Here is a 17,173-nt window from a genome sequence, read left to right on the forward strand (position 1 = left end):
CAAGTGTCGATCTACATGTGCCTAAAAACGATTTTTAAGATCGTCTGACGCTGGGGGGTTACCTTATAGGAGTGATTGCGTAACAAACTGCAAATACTTTCGAATGTTTTTAATTCCTCCACCCCTTGACCTCCTCACATATCCCCATTATATGTCAAAGATCATCCTTTGAAAAGGGCATTTAGTAAAAATTAACGATTAAATACCTCATAAATTGCAAACTTTAAATAATCTGTTTCTTCGCTGCCTAGTAACACAGGGTGGTCTAAACCTGCACGCCTAAATTCAATCAGTCTTAATACTTTGTGAGCATCAGCAGCTGCTTCTTGAAGCATCGTTAAGAAGCGTGAAGCACTCAAATGGTAGGAACATGAGGCTGAGACTAGGATCCCTCCGTTACGAACCAACTTCATGCCCTGCAGGTTAATCTCTTTATATCCCCGTAGTGCACCTTCTAAAGACCGACGATTTTTAGCAAATGCCGGTGGATCTAAAATAACAATATCCCACAATCTCTTATCTTTAACCTGTTCCCGTAAAAAATCAAAAGCGTTAGCAGCGATAAATTCAGTTCGATGCAAGAAACCGTTAAGAAGTGCATTTCCTTTAGCCATTTCAATAGCCTTCTCAGAAATGTCTAGACAGGTGACCTTTTTAGCACCATAGAGGCAGGCATGGAGCATGAAGGAACCAGTATGTGAAAAACAGTCCAGCACCTCAGCACCGTCCCAAAAAGGGTTTTTAATGGTTTTTCCTTTTTCGTCGACTGGAAGCTCACCCTCTATTTTAACCCCTCGCGTGGCCCCCCACCCTGTCATAAGAGGCTTCAAGGCTGCTCTATTTTCACGCTGATCGAAGAAATACCCTGTCTTTTGCCCCTCAGCGACATCCACCAAAATGCTCAATCCATTTTCACGAACCGTCACTTTAGTATCAAAGGGTTGCTCAACAAAGCCTACTCTTTCATCGAGCCCTTCAAGCCGCCTTACCGAAACATCACTTCGTTCATAGATTCCTCGAGGGTTAAAGATCTTAACCAAGGAATTATAAATCCATTGCCTTCGCACTTCTATGCCTAACGCTAAAATTTGGACAATGAGCACATCTTCATATTTATCAATAATTAATCCAGGGAGGAAATCCGCCTCTCCATGGACTACTCGACAGGATGTGGCTTCTGGTACTAACCACTGCCGCCGTTTCCAAGCTTGTTCGATTTTATTGTAAAACAAAGTTTCATCAACATCGGCTTCAGAATAAGACACAACTCGCAGGATGAGTTGGGATAATGGATTATAAAATCCTTGGGCTAAAAAATGTCCGACATGATTGACAATATGTATTATATCCCCGCCCTGAGGATTCCCCTCAATTTTTTCAATTTCACTGGGAAATACCCAGGGGTGCCCCTGCTCAAGTCTCTTTTTACGATTTTGTTTTAAAAATACTTTTGGCATACACATTTAATTCTTCCTCACTTTCTAGTCATCAACGAAAGGGACATAGCTAAGAATACCTTGAAATCAGCAGAAAAGGAAGCTTCAGCTTCCTTTTCTATAGTATCAAACCCTTTAATACCAACCCCGATAAGGATAGGGGGCGTAAGCGGTAGGATACGGATAGGGAGAAGGGTAGGCAAAGCGAGGAGACACTACAGTTCCAAGACCAAATCCAAGCGCAAAGGGGATTAACCCAAACATAAGAGCAGCTCCTTCCTGAAAGAATATATCTTTTCTTACTCATTATATGGTATATATTCCCATCTTTGTGACTAAAAAACCGTCCCTTGTGAGAGGACGGATCCAGATAGGTTCTTCTAATTTCATTTCTTAGGAAAGACGATCTTTAAGGATATCCAATATTTCATCTGCACTTCGACCGGATGCATTAATAACCGGCATCTTAACAGGCCAATCAGGAGCGATAATCGACGTCTCGTCCCCCTTCACTACGGCAGCACTGACATTTTGTAGTTTTTCGCCTTCTAAAGGGGTAGTTTTAAATCCTCCGGCCTTTAATACTTGAATCACATTTTCAAGTCCTGTTTCTACAGCAATTGTTTTATACAATGATCTCACCTTCCTCACTTGGCTATATTTTTTCCCTGATAGTTTCAAGCTATACAAATCTAATTTCAAAAATTAAAACTCTCTTCATATCCAATCTGATAATCGACTGATAAAAGCGCATCTTGAATTAGTATTCGGGGAGACGGTTCAGGAAACATTGCCTGAACTGTACACGATATTACACTCTGAGTTTCCACAGAGAGTTGAATCATGTTTTTTTGGGGCGGCGTCCTTTGTAAAACGATTGAATAAGTACCAGAGGATTGCTTGATTCCTTGAAGTTGTATTTTTTTAGGTAGTTTGGACATGGGTAGAAATTCATCGGTTTGAACTTCAAAGGGGTGATCACTTTCAAGTTTAAGACGAATTATGTACGGTTCAATCGTATAATTAAGTTTGAATGCCACCTCTAACGTTCTCTGTGAATTTTTAATCTTTTCTGCTACAGAAGCATCAATATTTAAGGGTGCCCTTTCATTTAGTACGGGGACAAACAGACTCTTGCCATCCCTTCCATTGAAATCAGCCACCACTTTGCGGGGCAAATCTTCATTCGAGAAAATATGAATTGTGCCTCCCTTACTTCCAGACCACTCTTCTCGAACAACAACCGACTGAGGATAAGCTCTCGTGTAAACTGGAACAAGCCCCAAAAATAGAATTATTAAACCAGAGAGAGCTAACGCCGGTTTACGCAATTGAACCAAGCGTTTCTGTAAAACCTGTTTCTTCTGAATTGCTACATGCAACGTAGCTAAGAAGAACGGAATGAGCAATATACTGTAAATCCCTAGGAAAATCAAGGAATGATTATGTATTGCTTCATAATAACTTATCCACTGCGGGGAATTTAACAATTCATAGTGTAACCAAACGATAAAATAAGGACCGATTAAGACTAATATAAGGTTAGGTAAAAAATACTGGAGTTTCATACATAATAACCAAAACACAAAAGGAAATGCTAGGTCAATTCGAATCAACGCTGTGACTAAACTTAGCCCGAATAATAGTGACACTCCGATAAGCCAATAAAGCTCAGGCTCTCGTGCTAATGGAAGCCTATAAAACCAACTTGCTAGGATTAGGAAAGTCCCAAAGGCAATTATAAGACGAGCCAGAACGAAGATAACCGGATAGGAATAGTATATTGACGATACCTGTTTAATCCATTGCCAAATAAATTCTCCAATCCCACTTATCCCGATGACTATCAGACTGGTCAGAAGAGTGATTCCTAAGATCGTCATTATCTTTTTTCCGATCAAGCTTGGCTTATTGGGATTCTTTCTTATCGCTTGCGCCAAAATTAGCCCCGCAACTAGTAATGTAAAAAGGGTGAAAATACGAATTCCATGACTCGGGACAACCATAACGTGTTTCCCAATTTGAAACGGTATATATAACTCATCCCAATCACGAGGTCCAAGCTTTTCTAACTTAACAGATATTAATAACCGATGAGTATAATCCCCAATTTTCTGCATCTCTTCCAAGGAGACACGATCTAACCGATCTTCCGGCCGATGATAGTATCCAGCAGGTCGCCCGTAAATTCCCAAGCCTACTGCAGGAATTTCTTGATCTAGGAAGGAACTGAAATCACTTGAACCCCCTTGAGAACTATCCCGGGTCATTAAGATAAAGTCTCGACTTAAATGGAAGGGGATATTACTTTCACCAGCCAAGGCTGTCACCTGTTTAATCAGCTCAGGGGGAGCAGACTTTTTACCCGCTACGTCAATTTCTAAGGGGGTTCCGACCATATCAAGATTGAGCATCCAGCGAACAGCTGATAAATCCGCTTGTGAAGTGAAGAATTGTGAACCTACGAGCCCATATTCTTCTGCACCAAAAAAGATAAGCTGATAGGTTTCTTTATGGGATTCCATACTTAGTATTCTGGCAAGTTCTAGTAGAACTCCAACACCAGATGCATTATCCACGGCCCCAGGGGAATTAAGAGTTGCCGAATCATAGTGGGCTCCAATGATAACCGTATCTGGAGATGAGCCCTGTAATTCGGCAATGATGTTTTGACTATTAATCAGCTCAACTTGTTGTTCTGGTTGTCCGATTGAAGCTTCTCGAACAACCACTTTACTAAAAGGTTGCTCTCGTACTTTCCAACCCGTTTGATCCAACACGTAATGAATATACTGAGCTGCCTTCAACTCCGCCTTACTTCCCGCAGGTCGTGATCCAATTTTATCGGCGAGATGTTTGACATGTTCATATGCCTTCGTTGCAGAAAAGCCACTAACCTTAACATTGGGGACTGGACTAGTATTCGATTTAGAAAAAACTATTCCCAAAAATATTACCATTAAAGTTGCTAAAACCATTAATATAAACAACATATTCCTTTTTGAAACCTTCATAATCACTTGCCCCTTCGAAGATTCTCACATCAATTCTTATGAAAAACTTCTTAGGGTTATTCCTCACAACTGTTTTAACCTCTTGGACATATATGGTATAATGTCATTAACATTTAACTTTGGGAGAAGTATGCACAATGTCAAAACGGAGATCCGACATTTCAATCCTTAGTTTACTTTTGATTAGCCTCTTGTTCTTAAGCGGTTGTACTATTAAAGTCCCAAAACTTTTTCCTGAAGAAATTCGAATCTCCAACCTACCTGCTGAAGCACTTCTAGTCGATAAAGATGCGATTTATGATCGAACATCCAATCTTATTCAATCCGCAAAAACCTCAATCTATGTTGAGCAATCAGAATTTGATGATGCTCGGCTTATTCAGCTTCTCCTTTCAAAATCTAGTTCAGGCGTTGATGTTCGCATTCTTTTAGACCAGTGGCAAAAGGTAAATCGAGCAACTCTCGATCTATTGAAAAATCAAAATGTTTCTGTTCAATTTTACCCAGCTCAAAAGGGCCAGTATAACCACACAAAATACTTAGTCGTCGATCAGACCCAAGCCATAATTTATGGTCCTCCTTGGACAGAGCACGGGTTTCAAGCCCATGATCTAGCTGTCGAGTTATCCGGTAAGTCCGCCTGGAAGGCTGCAACTCTATTCTCTAAGGATTGGGAATTTACTACAACCTTCCCCTTAAATGTCGCTAAAACATCTCCACTGCCAGAAGATAATATTGTCTTAGCTATGAACGCCAATGTCCGAGAACAACTTGCCAATCAAATAGCATCCAGTACAAAATCGATCTGGATTGAAAGCTCAGAAATTACGGACCCTGATCTAGTCCAAGCCCTGATTGATGCTGCTGGCAAAGGTTGTGACGTTCGGCTGATCCTTGATCGCTCTGTAACCACTAAAAATCCGGTGACTCACGAAACCTTAAGCGCCGCCAAGGGGGTACAGATTCGGTATTATCCAAGTCAATCAACGCTTGGTATGAACTTAGGCATTTTTGACAATAAGTCGTTTATCTTAAGCAGTTCAGGTTGGACTCGCTATTCATTTCTGGCCAACCATGAATTCTCAACAACCGTTCCTTCTCCTGCTGCATCCATTCGTTTAGGCGAGATATTTAAACAGGACTGGGAAAAAAGTTCTGCTGAGTAAACTATGTCGAATAACTAGTACTAAAAAGGCTAGGTACACATTACATATAATGTGCCTAGCCTTTTTAGTCTTCAATCTTATTTATTTGTTTCTGTCTTTAGATTAGGTAATTCCTCTAGCCCCTCTAGATGTTGACAATCTGCGACGATACTTGGGATCCACCGCAATCCTTCAACTTCAAGAATATTTAAGGCTGTATTATGTTGCCAAGGAGTTTTAGCCCACTCATGCACTTCAAAACCTAATGCTTTTGTCATCAATAATTTCAAGGTTAACCCGTGAGTTACTAGACAAACCGTTTCCCCCGAATGGACTTTGATTATTTGCTGCACAAAGTTCCAAGACCTTTCCAGGACTCCTGCCATGTTTTCTCCACCTGGTGCGGTAACGAGGTGCGGTTCTGAGTCCCATATCTTAAAGATGTCCGGGTAGGATTCCCTTAACTCTTGCCATATACACCCCTCCCACTCTCCAAAAGAAAACTCACGGAGTGCAGGATTTAAGCATAACTTGTCAAGACTAAGCTCACGCCGTATCTCTTCTGCTGTCCCAATCGCTCGTAAGGAATCACTTGAATAGATATGATCAATTCTCTCGTTCTTCAGCCTATGGGCTAAAGAACGGGCCTGTAGTATTCCCTTTTCTGTAAGCGGAGAATCTAAACTTCCTTGAACACGTCCTTCAATATTCCATAAGGTTTGTCCATGGCGCGTTAATATGATCCGTGTCATCAATACACCCCTTTAATTAAAAGGGTAGGGAATAATCCCTACCCTTCCCCAACTCGCCGTATGACTCCAGGTTTCTGACCCTGCTCTCGCAGGTGGGTGCCTAGTTCGAATTTTCCAACTTCCCTCATTCAGGAGAATAGGGCCTGTTGTACTCATTTGACATTTAGCTCCCTTGTCACATAATAGGATCAAAACCATGGTAATCAATACGCACAAGCTAGGTTATGTTGTTATTATACCACTACTACTCAAAAAAATCTTCAGCAAATCCTTGGAAATTATCGTTTGCGCATTTTGTCCTCAATTTCTGCTAATCGATCTTGAAGTAAGGCAATAGCCATTTCTTGATTACGGACACGACGCTTTAGATGATCCACAAGTTGCGTAAGTTCTCCTACATCTTCTGACATTGATTCAAGAACTCCTCCTGTACGAAACATTTCCTCATGATCGGTATTCTTAGGATTTTGACCATCCTCCAAAGCGATATCGACGGTTTTTTCCTCGGTGTTTAGAGGGGTTAAAAGATAATGAAACTTTGCATATCTCGAATTACGTCCAGGATGAACTTCGATAACCCCATCTTCAGCCAACGCCTGAATTGCTCGTTTTAATGTTACACTTGCTGCTCCTGTTTCGCGTTGTATATCCGAATATGCTAATTCAAAATCCTTACCTTGATACATACTAGAAATCTTCTCGAAAAATTCGACAAATTTTCGATGGGTTTTTTCCTTTAATCTCAATGCTAGTCCATCCTCCCCAACATTAATTAAATATTTTAATAATATTTAATATTATATCAAATTTATTAAAAAATGCTATACTGAATATTGTTAATAATTAAACTTAATGGAGTTCAAATTAGTATTTAATTCATTTATCACCATAAAGTTTTTGAATTACTTCGTCAGATAAGCCAAAAGTATGCTCTTCAGCTGGAAATAGACTTGATTTAACCTCTTCATGATAAAGATGAATTGCACGAACCGCCTCATGTCCTAGTTGCGCAAATTGTTTAACAAATTTTGGTTTAAATCGTTCAAAGAGCCCCAGTAGGTCATGAAATACAAGAACTTGCCCATCGCAATCCATCCCTGCTCCAATTCCTATCGTAGGTATTTTCAATCTGTTCGTTATTTGTGCCGCTACTTGTCTGGGGATTGCCTCGAGGACAATTAGGAATGCCCCGGCTTGTTCTAAGGCATGGCTATCATCAGCTAACTGTACTGCACTATCAAGATCTCGACCCTGAACCTTAAAACCACCTAGTTGATTGGCTGTTTGTGGGGTTAGTCCAATATGTGCGACAACCGGTATTCCTGCACGTGTAAGACCTTCTACGATTGGAACAACGTTTAAGCCCCCTTCAAGTTTTACTGCGTCCGCCCCCGCCTCTTTAATAAGCCTCCCAGCATTCATTAAGGCAAGATCGAGTGTCACATAACTCATAAACGGCATATCAGTAATTACAAATGTTTGGGTCGCTCCTCTTCGAACAGCTTTGGTATGATGGAGCATTTCTTCCATGGTTACAGGAACCGTGGAATCATATCCTAAAACTACCATTCCTAAAGAATCTCCGACAAGGATAGTGTCAACGCCAGCTTCCTCTACTAGCTTTGCAGATGGATAATCGTAGGCAGTTAGCATACTAATTTTCTCACCAGCTTGTTTCATTTTTTCAAAATCAGGAATAGTCTTTCTCATCCAAAATTCCTCCTCATAATTGTTCTCATAATATTTTACTCTGTCAACCTGTCATACTCCTATAAGTTTAAGCATAGGTAGATATCAGTCAAAGGAGGGATAGCCATGTCAAAATCCTTTCATTTAAGCTTTATTCTAAAAGGAATTCTCTTGGCGACTATCTTATCATTATTAATGTCTTTAGTTTTTGGTGTCCTGCTCTCCTACACATCACTCCCTGAATCAGATCTGTCGATCAACATTATCTTTGGCGTTAGTATTTTTCTAGCTGCCTTAATGACAGCACACCAAGCAGGCACAAGAGGTCTTTACTATGGCTTAAGCGTGGGCTTCGGATTTATCCTTCTGGTACTGATCTTATCCACAATTTTATGGTCAGATACCCCATCCTGGTTAAAGATGGCGGAAAAATCCATTATAGCACTTCTTGCGGGCGGTACAGGTGGAATCTTAGGAGTTCTTTTTCCTCATCCCTAACACATTTTGGAAATTACTACGTTAGAAGAAAGGGAAATCTCAGTGAGATTTCCCTTTCTTAAAATTTGTTATTTTCTATATTATATGCCAAATTCCTGCTAATCTAAAGAAGTATTATATAAAATATTTGAAACGCTTCACTTTTCAACGGCATAGAGATACAATACCGTTAAGCTATTTAAGGGGGGATAAATCCATGTGCATTGAAAAGACACCTTGGGAGCAAGTCATTGAATTTCATGGTCACACTTGCCCCGAAATCGCCTTAGGTTTCCGAGTGGCCCAAATTGCAATCCGCGAACTAGAACTTCGCCCTTCTTCAGAGACTCAACTTATTGTGACCGCTTATACGCATTCTTGTGCTATTGATGCATTTCAAGTGTTAAATCACGCTACTTACGGTCGTAGAAATTTGCTCGTTCATGAAAAGAAGCAGCATATCTATCACTTTCAATACTCTGGTAAATCTGAAGGCTTGCAAATTTCCATAAGTACCGAAATACTTGATCGCTTGTCGCTAGCTTCCGACCACTTGACATTCCGTGAAAAACAAACTGATTTGATGGAAACCCTTAAATTTATTCTAGGGAGTGAAGAGGCCGATTTTTGTACTTTTCGGAAAACCTTAAATTTCAATTAAACCACTTTGGGTTGACGGTCTCTCCAAATCCTCCAGGCGAGAAGGACGAGGGAAACTCCTACGAACGCCATACTACTCCATTGAGCAGCTGTCCAATTGAATAAAAAGCGCGGGCTATCCCCTCGAAGGCCCTCTAAAAAGAACCTCGATAAGTTATATAAGGTCATGTATAGCAAAAAGATCGTTCCTGACGGCCACTTTCTTAATCTTAGAATGACAAGAAGGGCAAAAATTATCACATCCACTTGCCCTTCCCATACTTCGGCGGGCCACAACGGTTGGTCCCCAAACGTATCACGGGCAATTGTCCCTTCGGGATATAATAGTCCGAAATTTCCTCCTGTTGGCCCTCCAAAAGCATCCCCATTCATCAAATTAGCATCCCTTCCGATCGATTGAGCCAACATAAGCCCTGGAGCCGCTAAATCTGCCAACTCCCAAAAAGGGAGTTTTTTATACCAAACGTAAATTCCACCTGCTAAAAGAGCTCCTATAACCCCACCTTGTATCGAAAGACCACCATGCCAGATTGCAATTATTTCCCCTGGATATGTACGATAGAACGCCCAATCGAAAAAAAACACTTGCCAAAAACGAGCACCAACAATACCGGAAATAAGCAGTAAAGGTGCTAAATCCATGAAAACATCCATATATTGCGATTTGCCCTCTGCTTTAGCGAAGTATAATGTAACACCGACCCCTAGAATAAATGCCAACGCGAAAAGTGTCCCATAAGCTCTAATCGGAAAATCCCCGATGAAAAACCAATATTGATGCATAGTACCCTCCTTCGATTGTTCAAGATTAAATTGCATCATCATTATATCCTCAAAAGGTAAGCGGCTCAAGCGCTTAGCTTGCTTCTTATCTGGCAATATTTAGACCAGTCTTAATAATAGTATAGACAAAATTCTCATACCTCAGTGGGGCCGCGTAGCGGCAAGGCGGTCTAGTATAAAGAAAACTTGGCTGGCGCCAAGCCTTGGCGTAGGCGGCCGCCTTAGTTGCCCTTATGCTTCCAGAAAGTATACAACGAAGTTATACTTTCTGACTAGTATAAAAAAAGATCCGATAACCATCGGATCAGTTCAGACTATAAACTATTCAGTTTTGCAAAAAAACGATTAAATTTATTGGAATTAGGTAACACTGCATTTCGCTCTGCTTTTCCAGTAGGTTTTTGAACCCTTTGAAAATAGTCGGAATGTTTCTTTTTAGCGGCTCCCGAATCAGAGAATAATGTAACAATTAAGGCAAGAATTGCTATCAGCGCCACTAACCATTGAAATAACATAACTCAACACCTCCACCAATACTATTTTATGATCTTCAGCAAGATTGTCAAGTCTTTTAATTAAAAGTTGCTGTTAATCGGTCGCCTGGATGCAAAACCGTCGTAAATTCAGCGGGTTGTCCATTGACACTAAGTCTTAAGGAACCAGCAATTCTCTCCTCAGGAAACTTAACATAGGGCAGCAAATCAGAGAGAGTTGGCATGAGTTTGAATCCCTCTACTCTCAAATCCATTCCATCTGTAAGTGGTTCGTCTAGAGCAATTGGCTTCCCTTCAAACAAAATGATCGTTTCTTGGGGAGGGTATTCTATCTCTATCCCATTAACGTAAAAGATCATTGACTTAGGACTGAGTTTCAACTCACCTACTGTGATTTGCTTTATTCCAACCTGTATAGAATCCCCTTCATGAATAATACAAGTACTTGTTACCTCAAGTTCATTGACCAGAATTTGAGGGGTTAAGTTCAGCACAAGGGGATCTCCATTAATTCGAACCTCCAGTTTCTTTTTTTTGTGGAGGTCATAATTCTTTTGCTTAAGAAGATTGTATAGGTCATCATTAGGAACGTACCTAATTTTATAACCATCCAAAATGGAATCTTTTTCATCCATCAAACGATCGTTGACGAAAACCTGCGAGATAAACTTTTCACGCTGGCCATTCCATGAAATCCATTTACCCTCTTGTGGAGGCAGTATATCTGTAAAACATACGTGGGCATCCGTACCCGATTCTCCAGGTATAAACGCAATTTCATCCCCTGCCTTTAAGGCTTGATCTAATTTACCGGGTTTGCCATTCACCTGTAATTGAGCTGGACTTCCCATAGTTCCCTTGATAATCCGCATCTCATTATTCCATTCAAAAGTCAAAGCCGCGCCTGGCTTTCCAAAAAAAGAACGGGGCTGTATACCAGCAGCAAGTAAAGCTTCCGCGACCGTAGTTAATTGTAATTCAAAAATAGGCACAGGCGTATTATTCACTAAAACAGTATAGTATTGGAGTCCTTTTCCTTCGAGAGCAGCGATTCCAATTCCAATAGGAGTGATACTTTCTGGTCCCTTGACGCTTTTCTCTCCAAAGACCTCCCCTAACCTTTCCCGAATTTGAAGTCCAACTCGGTTCTTAGGGATCTCAAGTGTCTCCGCCAAGGTCTCAATAAGCATGGGAGTTAAACTGCCACCCCCTATCAAAATAATCGCTTGCGGAACGTCATGATTGAGATTTAAAATTTCCCTGGAAATACTCTCAGCCAACTTTCCAACCACGGGTTGGATGATCTTTAAAACCTCTTCTTTTTTAACAACAACTTTAGCCCCGAGAAAATCTTTAAAATTCAAGAGCTCTTTAGAATTTAGGTCTCGTTTTACTTTTTCTCCAATCTTGAAATCAAGTAAATAATGTGCACAGATCGTTTCTGTGATTTCATCCCCAGCCATAGGAACCATTCCATATGCAAAAAAAGATCCATTTTTAGTCAGGGCAATATCAGCCGTTCCAGCCCCCACATCAACCAAGGCTAGATTCAAACGTCTCATATTTGCGGGTATTGCCGCTTGCCCAGCAGCAATCGGTTCCAGCGTCAGACTAGTCATTTCTAAACCTACTCGACCTAAAACAGCCACTAAACCATCTACAACAGTCCGTGGTAAGAAAGTTGCAATCACAGACACCTTGGCTACTTTCCCACGTTGTCCAACCAAATTAGCAATTTCTTCATCCTCATTCCAGCTTGCTATGGGATTATACCCAACACAGAGGTAGCTTTGTGACTCATCTCCACTGGATAATTGAAGCTGACGTAATGCTTGATGTACCGCTTCCATCTCTAATGCTAGCACATTTTCTCGTTCCCATCGGACAGGTAGCAATTCCTTATGTTCTGCAACCGCTACTTCCGTTCTCAGGGCACGGCCTGCAGCCGCTACGGCAACTTGTTTTAAAGGTCTCTCTATCTTCTTTTCTAAATTCTCCTTAACCTTGACGACTGCCCGAGCCACTTCATCCACATCATGAACTTGTCCATCATACATAGCTCGTTGTCGATGCTCCGTATGGGCACTTGCCAAAATTTCATAACCTTGGTCCTTGTTCTTGATCATCACAAGCCCCATCACCATACGGGTGCCAATATCCAGTGCAAAAATAGGTTCCACTTATTTCACCTCTCCTGTGTCAATTCGACTTATTGAATCAAAAGTCCTTCTCGCTTAATATAATCAACCCTCCTACGCACTTTCAATCAGCAATAATAGCATCTTTTTGATACTTCCTGTCGAAATCAAATCGACATGGGCATAAAAATGTCCATGTCTTAAAAATTGATATATGTATATCCTAACCTATGTAATAATGGATCGTATATAGCAAAACTAATTATCTCATATCTTTCTTGCGAAGTAAGGGGAAACCTGTCCCCAACCCCATAAATATTCTCCTAGTAAAGGAACAGCTCTCTTCATGAAAGACGGTACGGCATTTGATATGATGAAAGCGAAGTTTCCTTGGGCGAGGGCGATTCTAGTCATAACTATTAATTCTGCAGAACAAACTCTCTAGAATTGATTAAATTAAAAGAAGGTTCAGGATTTGTTTTTAATCCTGAACCTTCTTTTAATTAGATTCCCCCATCTTTCTTCAGATCTTTCAATCTTTTAACGTGCGTTTCAGAAATTCCCTGGTACGTTCTTGTATTGGATTATTGAAGATTTGTTCAGGGCTTCCTTCCTCGGCAATTACGCCTTTGTCCATAAATACTACGCGATCAGAAACTTCTTTTGCAAATCCCATTTCGTGAGTCACTATTAACATAGTTAGACCCGTATTAACAAGTTCCTTCATAACTTTAAGAACTTCTCCTACCATCTCAGGATCAAGGGCTGAAGTCGGTTCATCAAACAACATAACATCTGGTTCCATAGAAAGTGCTCTAGCAATAGCGACACGTTGTTTTTGACCCCCTGACAATTGCCTTGGTTTTGCGTTAACAAATTGCTCCATTCCGACAACTTTCAAATATTTCATTGCTACTTTTTCGGCCTCTTCTTTGGAACGTTTTAACAACTTAATTTGCCCCACGATACAATTGTTTAAAACATTGTGATTATTAAATAAGTTAAATTGTTGAAATACCATACCTAACTTTTGGCGGTATGCATAAATATCATGCCTATCATCTAAAATATTTTCTCCATTATAAATGATTTGACCGCCACTCGGTTTTTCTAAAAGATTAACACAACGAAGAAGCGTTGATTTTCCTGAGCCTGACGAACCGATAATACAAACGACTTCACCCTTACTCACTGAAAAATCAATGTCCTGTAAAACTTCATGGCTTCCAAAGGATTTACTTAAATGTTGAATATCAATTACTTTTTCCATAGCCTTCTCTCCTTTCTCCAGCCACTTTCAACCATGATTCTTTTTTCTACGCAACATATCTTCAGGAGTTTCTACTTGCATTTGATTAGCCATCATAATGTAATTATCAGGGCCGTCCAATTTTGTTTCAATTAAACGCAAAATTCTTGTTACCGTAAAGGTCATAATGAAATAAATAATACATGCCACGAAAAAGGATTCGAAATATCTGAAGTTGTTTCCCGCAATTGATTTTGTTTGGAAATATAATTCAGAGACAGAAATAACGTTAAGCACTGAGGTATCTTTGATATTGATTACAAATTCATTACCCGTTGCAGGTAAAATATTGCGAATTACTTGTGGCAACACGACATTAACCATAGTTTGAATATGATTCATTCCTATTGCATGAGCAGCTTCAAATTGTCCTTTGTCAATCGAAACAATACCGCCGCGAACAATTTCCGACATGTAAGCTCCTGTATTAATCGATACAATAAAGATTGCTGCAGCTAACCGGTTCATATTTATATCAAATGCCAAAGCTGAACCATAATAAATTACCATGGCTTGCACGATCATCGGTGTACCCCGGAAGAATTCTATATAAATAGAAAGAAAAAGATTTATAACTTTAAGAATTGCTTTTTTTGCTCCTCGTTCAGGTATTGGCATAGTACGGATAACCCCAATTAATAAACCGATCAAAGAGCCTATGATAGTGCCAATCATGGAAATTAAAAGTGTTACACCGGCTCCTCGGATGAACATTGGCCCGTTGTTAGAAATAATCTTTACTACCCACTCAAAGCTCATACATCTTCTCCTTTAAAAAGATCTAAAACCGACTGCATTAAAATGTAGCCGGTTTAGATAACCATTATTCGGCAGCTGTATTTATTTAGCAGCTGGTTGATTCTTAATAGCAGTATCCATTATGCTTGTACGTTCTTGTTCTGAAATGCCAGCTAAGATTTCATTGATTTTTGGAGTTAATTGACTACCCTTTGCAACACCTACCGCGATTGCCGTATCATCAGGTGAAGTCACAAAACCCTCTTTAAATTCAACCATTTTAAAATGATCATTTGCGGCTGAAGCACTAACCCCTTCAGGGCGTTCTGAGACGTATCCGTCGATCATCCCAGATTCGAGGGCTACTCTCATAGCTGGAAAATTGTCCATAGCCGGCTGCTTGTTGACACCTTTGATTTGATCGATGACGGAATAGTGAAATGTATTTAATTGAGCCGTTATTTTTGATCCTTTGAAATCTTGGATTGAACTAGCCCCATCATACTTACCACCTTTTTTCACGACCATAACTAAATCAGATTTATAGTAGATATTAGAGAAGTCAATGGTTGCTTTGCGTTCTGCTGTTGGTGACATCCCAGCGATGATTGCATCAATTTTGCCTGAAGTCAAGGACGGTACAAGTCCATCCCATTCAGTTTTAACAACCACTAATTCTTTTCCCAACCCTTTAGCGATTCTTTTTGCAATTTCTACATCATAACCGCCAGCAAATTCGGCATTGCCATCGATTTTAACTCCACCATTGGTGTCCTTCATTTGCGTCCAGTTGAATGGCGCATATCCAGCTTCAAGCCCGATTTTAAAGGTTCCATTTGTTGCTGCTGGTGCTGCTGGTGTTGCCGGCTTTGCATTTTCCGAACTACTACTTACTCCACACCCGGTTAATAACATAATCATCGTTAGGGACAATGCTATTAATAATGATAACTTCTTTCTCATGGCAGATTTTCTCCTCCTAAAAATTTAAATTTTAAAAGACGGCACGGCACTATTTAATTCATTTAGGTTTTTACTAAACAAAAAAAGACCTGAGATGAACTCAGGCCGCAATATGCATAGATGCCTTTGATTCCTCTTCTTTTCTCCACTGAGATAGCACAACTCAATAAACTGGTTAAGTTTATTGAGACAGTCCTGCAGTTATTAACTACAGACCCAGCAAGTAATATCGAGAGTATTACAAGCTTCGGCGACCTTTCCTTCTCCATAGTATCAATGCTTCTCAAGCTCCACTAAAGACTGTTAGAGATCGCGCCTCTACCCCACCTAAAAAAGTGAGGCCCGTATGAAATTAATATCAGTCTACAACAGCCACTAATTTCTGTCAACCGTTATAGAAGCTTATACTCTTCTTCAAGCTCTCGTTTCAAAGTCAGCGACTCGCTTTGGACGAAACATCTTTCGAGAAAACATTATTAATGTCACCAACGATATCGGTATCTAATTGTCCGCACTCTGTCATACTCTTTAAAATTCCCATGGCTTTAATATGATCCATTGATTTTCTATAGGGCCTTTCTTCTCTTAGTGCCTGATAAATGTCTAAACAGGCTATTAACCGCGAATTAAAATCAAGGTCTTTGGCTTTCAAACCTTGCGGATACCCTGACCCATCTAATTTTTCATGATGATTTGAAGCCCACTCTGTGATTTCTTTAAATCCTTTAATATTTTGTAAGCAAAGCTTAGTTATTTTTGCATGCTTCTTAATCTCTTCATATTCATCTTTAGATAATTCCCCCGGCTTATCTAATAAATAATTACTAATAGCTAACTTACCAAGGTCATGCAAATCCGTAGCAATTAATAATTTCAACGTCATTATTGGGTCCATTCCATAAAATTCAGACATCCTCTCAAGCTTTTCTGATAGACCTAAAGAATGTGTTTGCGTATATTGAGATTTTGCATCAATTATTTTAGATAAGGTCTTAGTTATCGTGTGTATTTCACTATAATCCAGCTCATTGCTATAATTTGGTATAACCTTTTTGAGGTTATCATCAATGTTCTCATCAGATAAAGCTTCCCAAAATTCATCCTGTTCGGAAATTTTAAAGAACACTTCCGATAGTGCAGAGGAAAAAAATGTGGTTTTATGCTCATAAACAAACATAATAATTAGTTCTTTATTAATGGTGTTCCTCAAATCGAAGGCCAAGTCTAAAGTATCTGAAAATGCAATAATCTGAGCCATCAAAGGAATTTCATCGTTTGATAATCCAAAAAAGCCAGAGCCATCACATTTTTCATGATGATATCTTATGATATTTTTGGGATTCGTTAAAAAGGGGAAATCTCTAAGATTATGCTCCCCTATAATACAATGTTCTTGTCTACTTTCTAATAGATTAACCTTTTCTTGAGTACTACCCTTTAAATTATCATGCAAAATTTTCATACTTGCTCCATTGTCATGCATTATTGCCAACGAAGCCAGATCAAATATTTCTTCATTAGTCAATCGAAGTTCATAGGTCCATTTTCACAGATATATAGGCTAGCCTTTTAGAA

At 39.8% G+C, this 17,173-nt stretch carries 17 protein-coding genes, 1 other RNA gene, 1 pseudogene and 1 riboswitch; of the genes and pseudogenes, 3 read left to right on the forward strand and 16 right to left on the reverse strand.

Going from position 1 to position 17,173, the window contains the following annotated elements; translation table 11 throughout:
- Window positions 1-32 precede the first annotated feature (32 nt).
- From UF75_RS30300 to UF75_RS18335, 5 genes and pseudogenes are all read right to left on the reverse strand, one after another.
- Window positions 33-122: pseudogene (locus UF75_RS30300) on the reverse strand (transcriptional repressor); the annotation flags it as partial.
- 69 nt (window positions 123-191) lie between these two features.
- Window positions 192-1,463: a class I SAM-dependent rRNA methyltransferase gene (locus tag UF75_RS18325; protein ID WP_082075222.1), complete on the reverse strand. Its 1,272-nt coding sequence runs from the start codon at window positions 1,461-1,463 to the stop codon at window positions 192-194.
- Window positions 1,464-1,571: 108 nt separating this feature from the next.
- On the reverse strand, window positions 1,572-1,700 hold the full coding sequence (locus tag UF75_RS30805; RefSeq protein ID WP_282433818.1) for a hypothetical protein: 129 nt from the start codon (window positions 1,698-1,700) through the stop codon (window positions 1,572-1,574).
- A gap of 129 nt (window positions 1,701-1,829) precedes the next feature.
- Window positions 1,830-2,069 (reverse strand): YkuS family protein, encoded by a 240-nt coding sequence (locus UF75_RS18330; protein WP_045576019.1) that lies wholly within the window; start codon window positions 2,067-2,069, stop codon window positions 1,830-1,832.
- A gap of 65 nt (window positions 2,070-2,134) precedes the next feature.
- On the reverse strand, window positions 2,135-4,450 hold the full coding sequence (locus UF75_RS18335) for a M28 family peptidase (protein WP_045576020.1): 2,316 nt from the start codon (window positions 4,448-4,450) through the stop codon (window positions 2,135-2,137).
- A gap of 137 nt (window positions 4,451-4,587) precedes the next feature.
- Here UF75_RS18335 and UF75_RS18340 point away from each other — a divergent pair, with 137 nt between their 5' ends.
- On the forward strand, window positions 4,588-5,616 hold the full coding sequence (locus tag UF75_RS18340) for a phosphatidylserine/phosphatidylglycerophosphate/cardiolipin synthase family protein (protein WP_045576021.1): 1,029 nt from the start codon (window positions 4,588-4,590) through the stop codon (window positions 5,614-5,616).
- Between the two features lie 77 nt (window positions 5,617-5,693).
- On the opposite strand, the gene UF75_RS18345 is transcribed toward UF75_RS18340, so the two are convergent.
- The 4 genes from UF75_RS18345 to panB form a co-directional block, all read right to left on the reverse strand.
- Window positions 5,694-6,347, reverse strand: coding sequence for a histidine phosphatase family protein (locus tag UF75_RS18345; RefSeq protein WP_045576022.1), 654 nt, complete (start codon window positions 6,345-6,347; stop codon window positions 5,694-5,696).
- Window positions 6,348-6,388: 41 nt separating this feature from the next.
- Window positions 6,389-6,574: non-coding RNA, 6S RNA (ssrS, locus tag UF75_RS27430), on the reverse strand.
- Window positions 6,575-6,625: 51 nt separating this feature from the next.
- The gene (locus UF75_RS18350) at window positions 6,626-7,093 is read right to left on the reverse strand and encodes a hypothetical protein (RefSeq protein ID WP_045576023.1); all 468 of its coding nucleotides are present in this window, start codon (window positions 7,091-7,093) and stop codon (window positions 6,626-6,628) included.
- A 130-nt stretch (window positions 7,094-7,223) separates the two neighbouring features.
- Window positions 7,224-8,057, reverse strand: coding sequence for a 3-methyl-2-oxobutanoate hydroxymethyltransferase (panB, locus tag UF75_RS18355; protein ID WP_045576024.1), 834 nt, complete (start codon window positions 8,055-8,057; stop codon window positions 7,224-7,226).
- A gap of 105 nt (window positions 8,058-8,162) precedes the next feature.
- Here panB and UF75_RS18360 point away from each other — a divergent pair, with 105 nt between their 5' ends.
- Window positions 8,163-8,534: a TIGR04086 family membrane protein gene (locus tag UF75_RS18360; protein WP_045576025.1), complete on the forward strand. Its 372-nt coding sequence runs from the start codon at window positions 8,163-8,165 to the stop codon at window positions 8,532-8,534.
- A gap of 196 nt (window positions 8,535-8,730) precedes the next feature.
- On the forward strand, window positions 8,731-9,174 hold the full coding sequence (locus UF75_RS18365) for a formylmethanofuran dehydrogenase subunit E family protein (protein ID WP_045576026.1): 444 nt from the start codon (window positions 8,731-8,733) through the stop codon (window positions 9,172-9,174).
- Here UF75_RS18365 and lgt read toward each other — a convergent pair.
- The 7 genes from lgt to UF75_RS18400 all read right to left on the reverse strand — a co-directional run bounded on the left by lgt (window position 9,171) and on the right by UF75_RS18400 (window position 17,123).
- Window positions 9,171-9,956, reverse strand: coding sequence for a prolipoprotein diacylglyceryl transferase (gene lgt, locus UF75_RS18370; RefSeq protein ID WP_045576027.1), 786 nt, complete (start codon window positions 9,954-9,956; stop codon window positions 9,171-9,173). The genes UF75_RS18365 and lgt overlap by 4 nt on opposite strands.
- 314 nt (window positions 9,957-10,270) lie before the next feature.
- Window positions 10,271-10,471 (reverse strand): hypothetical protein, encoded by a 201-nt coding sequence (locus UF75_RS18375; protein ID WP_045576028.1) that lies wholly within the window; start codon window positions 10,469-10,471, stop codon window positions 10,271-10,273.
- Between the two features lie 56 nt (window positions 10,472-10,527).
- Complete coding sequence (locus tag UF75_RS18380) at window positions 10,528-12,630, reverse strand: ATPase (protein WP_045576029.1); 2,103 nt, start codon at window positions 12,628-12,630, stop codon at window positions 10,528-10,530.
- Window positions 12,631-13,120: 490 nt separating this feature from the next.
- Window positions 13,121-13,858 carry an amino acid ABC transporter ATP-binding protein gene (locus UF75_RS18385; RefSeq protein ID WP_045576030.1) on the reverse strand — a complete coding sequence of 246 codons (738 nt, stop codon included), beginning with the start codon at window positions 13,856-13,858 and terminating at the stop codon, window positions 13,121-13,123.
- A gap of 27 nt (window positions 13,859-13,885) precedes the next feature.
- Window positions 13,886-14,656 carry an amino acid ABC transporter permease gene (locus UF75_RS18390; protein WP_045576031.1) on the reverse strand — a complete coding sequence of 257 codons (771 nt, stop codon included), beginning with the start codon at window positions 14,654-14,656 and terminating at the stop codon, window positions 13,886-13,888.
- An 81-nt stretch (window positions 14,657-14,737) separates the two neighbouring features.
- Complete coding sequence (locus tag UF75_RS18395) at window positions 14,738-15,598, reverse strand: transporter substrate-binding domain-containing protein (RefSeq protein ID WP_045576032.1); 861 nt, start codon at window positions 15,596-15,598, stop codon at window positions 14,738-14,740.
- 146 nt (window positions 15,599-15,744) lie between these two features.
- Window positions 15,745-15,927, reverse strand: a riboswitch (Lysine riboswitch).
- Window positions 15,928-16,031: 104 nt separating this feature from the next.
- Window positions 16,032-17,123 carry an HD domain-containing phosphohydrolase gene (locus UF75_RS18400; RefSeq protein ID WP_082075223.1) on the reverse strand — a complete coding sequence of 364 codons (1,092 nt, stop codon included), beginning with the start codon at window positions 17,121-17,123 and terminating at the stop codon, window positions 16,032-16,034.
- Window positions 17,124-17,173 lie beyond the last annotated feature (50 nt).

It is taken from the genome of Desulfosporosinus sp. I2 (genome assembly GCF_000960765.1).
Taxonomy (GTDB): domain Bacteria; phylum Bacillota; class Desulfitobacteriia; order Desulfitobacteriales; family Desulfitobacteriaceae; genus Desulfosporosinus.

What these genes read in the sequence shown, in the direction of transcription:
- UF75_RS18360 (WP_045576025.1), top strand. Translation starts at nt 8,163, where the DNA reads ATGTCAAAATCCTTTCATTTAAGCTTTATTCTAAAAGGAATTCTCTTG.
- UF75_RS18335 (WP_045576020.1), bottom strand. Translation starts at nt 4,450, where the DNA reads ATGAAGGTTTCAAAAAGGAATATGTTGTTTATATTAATGGTTTTAGCA.
- UF75_RS18375 (WP_045576028.1), bottom strand. Translation starts at nt 10,471, where the DNA reads ATGTTATTTCAATGGTTAGTGGCGCTGATAGCAATTCTTGCCTTAATT.
- lgt (WP_045576027.1), bottom strand. Translation starts at nt 9,956, where the DNA reads ATGCATCAATATTGGTTTTTCATCGGGGATTTTCCGATTAGAGCTTAT.
- UF75_RS30805 (WP_282433818.1), bottom strand. Translation starts at nt 1,700, where the DNA reads ATGTTTGGGTTAATCCCCTTTGCGCTTGGATTTGGTCTTGGAACTGTA.
- UF75_RS18325 (WP_082075222.1), bottom strand. Translation starts at nt 1,463, where the DNA reads ATGTGTATGCCAAAAGTATTTTTAAAACAAAATCGTAAAAAGAGACTT.
- UF75_RS18365 (WP_045576026.1), top strand. Translation starts at nt 8,731, where the DNA reads ATGTGCATTGAAAAGACACCTTGGGAGCAAGTCATTGAATTTCATGGT.
- UF75_RS18340 (WP_045576021.1), top strand. Translation starts at nt 4,588, where the DNA reads ATGTCAAAACGGAGATCCGACATTTCAATCCTTAGTTTACTTTTGATT.
- panB (WP_045576024.1), bottom strand. Translation starts at nt 8,057, where the DNA reads ATGAGAAAGACTATTCCTGATTTTGAAAAAATGAAACAAGCTGGTGAG.
- UF75_RS18390 (WP_045576031.1), bottom strand. Translation starts at nt 14,656, where the DNA reads ATGAGCTTTGAGTGGGTAGTAAAGATTATTTCTAACAACGGGCCAATG.
- UF75_RS18385 (WP_045576030.1), bottom strand. Translation starts at nt 13,858, where the DNA reads ATGGAAAAAGTAATTGATATTCAACATTTAAGTAAATCCTTTGGAAGC.
- UF75_RS18345 (WP_045576022.1), bottom strand. Translation starts at nt 6,347, where the DNA reads ATGACACGGATCATATTAACGCGCCATGGACAAACCTTATGGAATATT.
- UF75_RS18395 (WP_045576032.1), bottom strand. Translation starts at nt 15,598, where the DNA reads ATGAGAAAGAAGTTATCATTATTAATAGCATTGTCCCTAACGATGATT.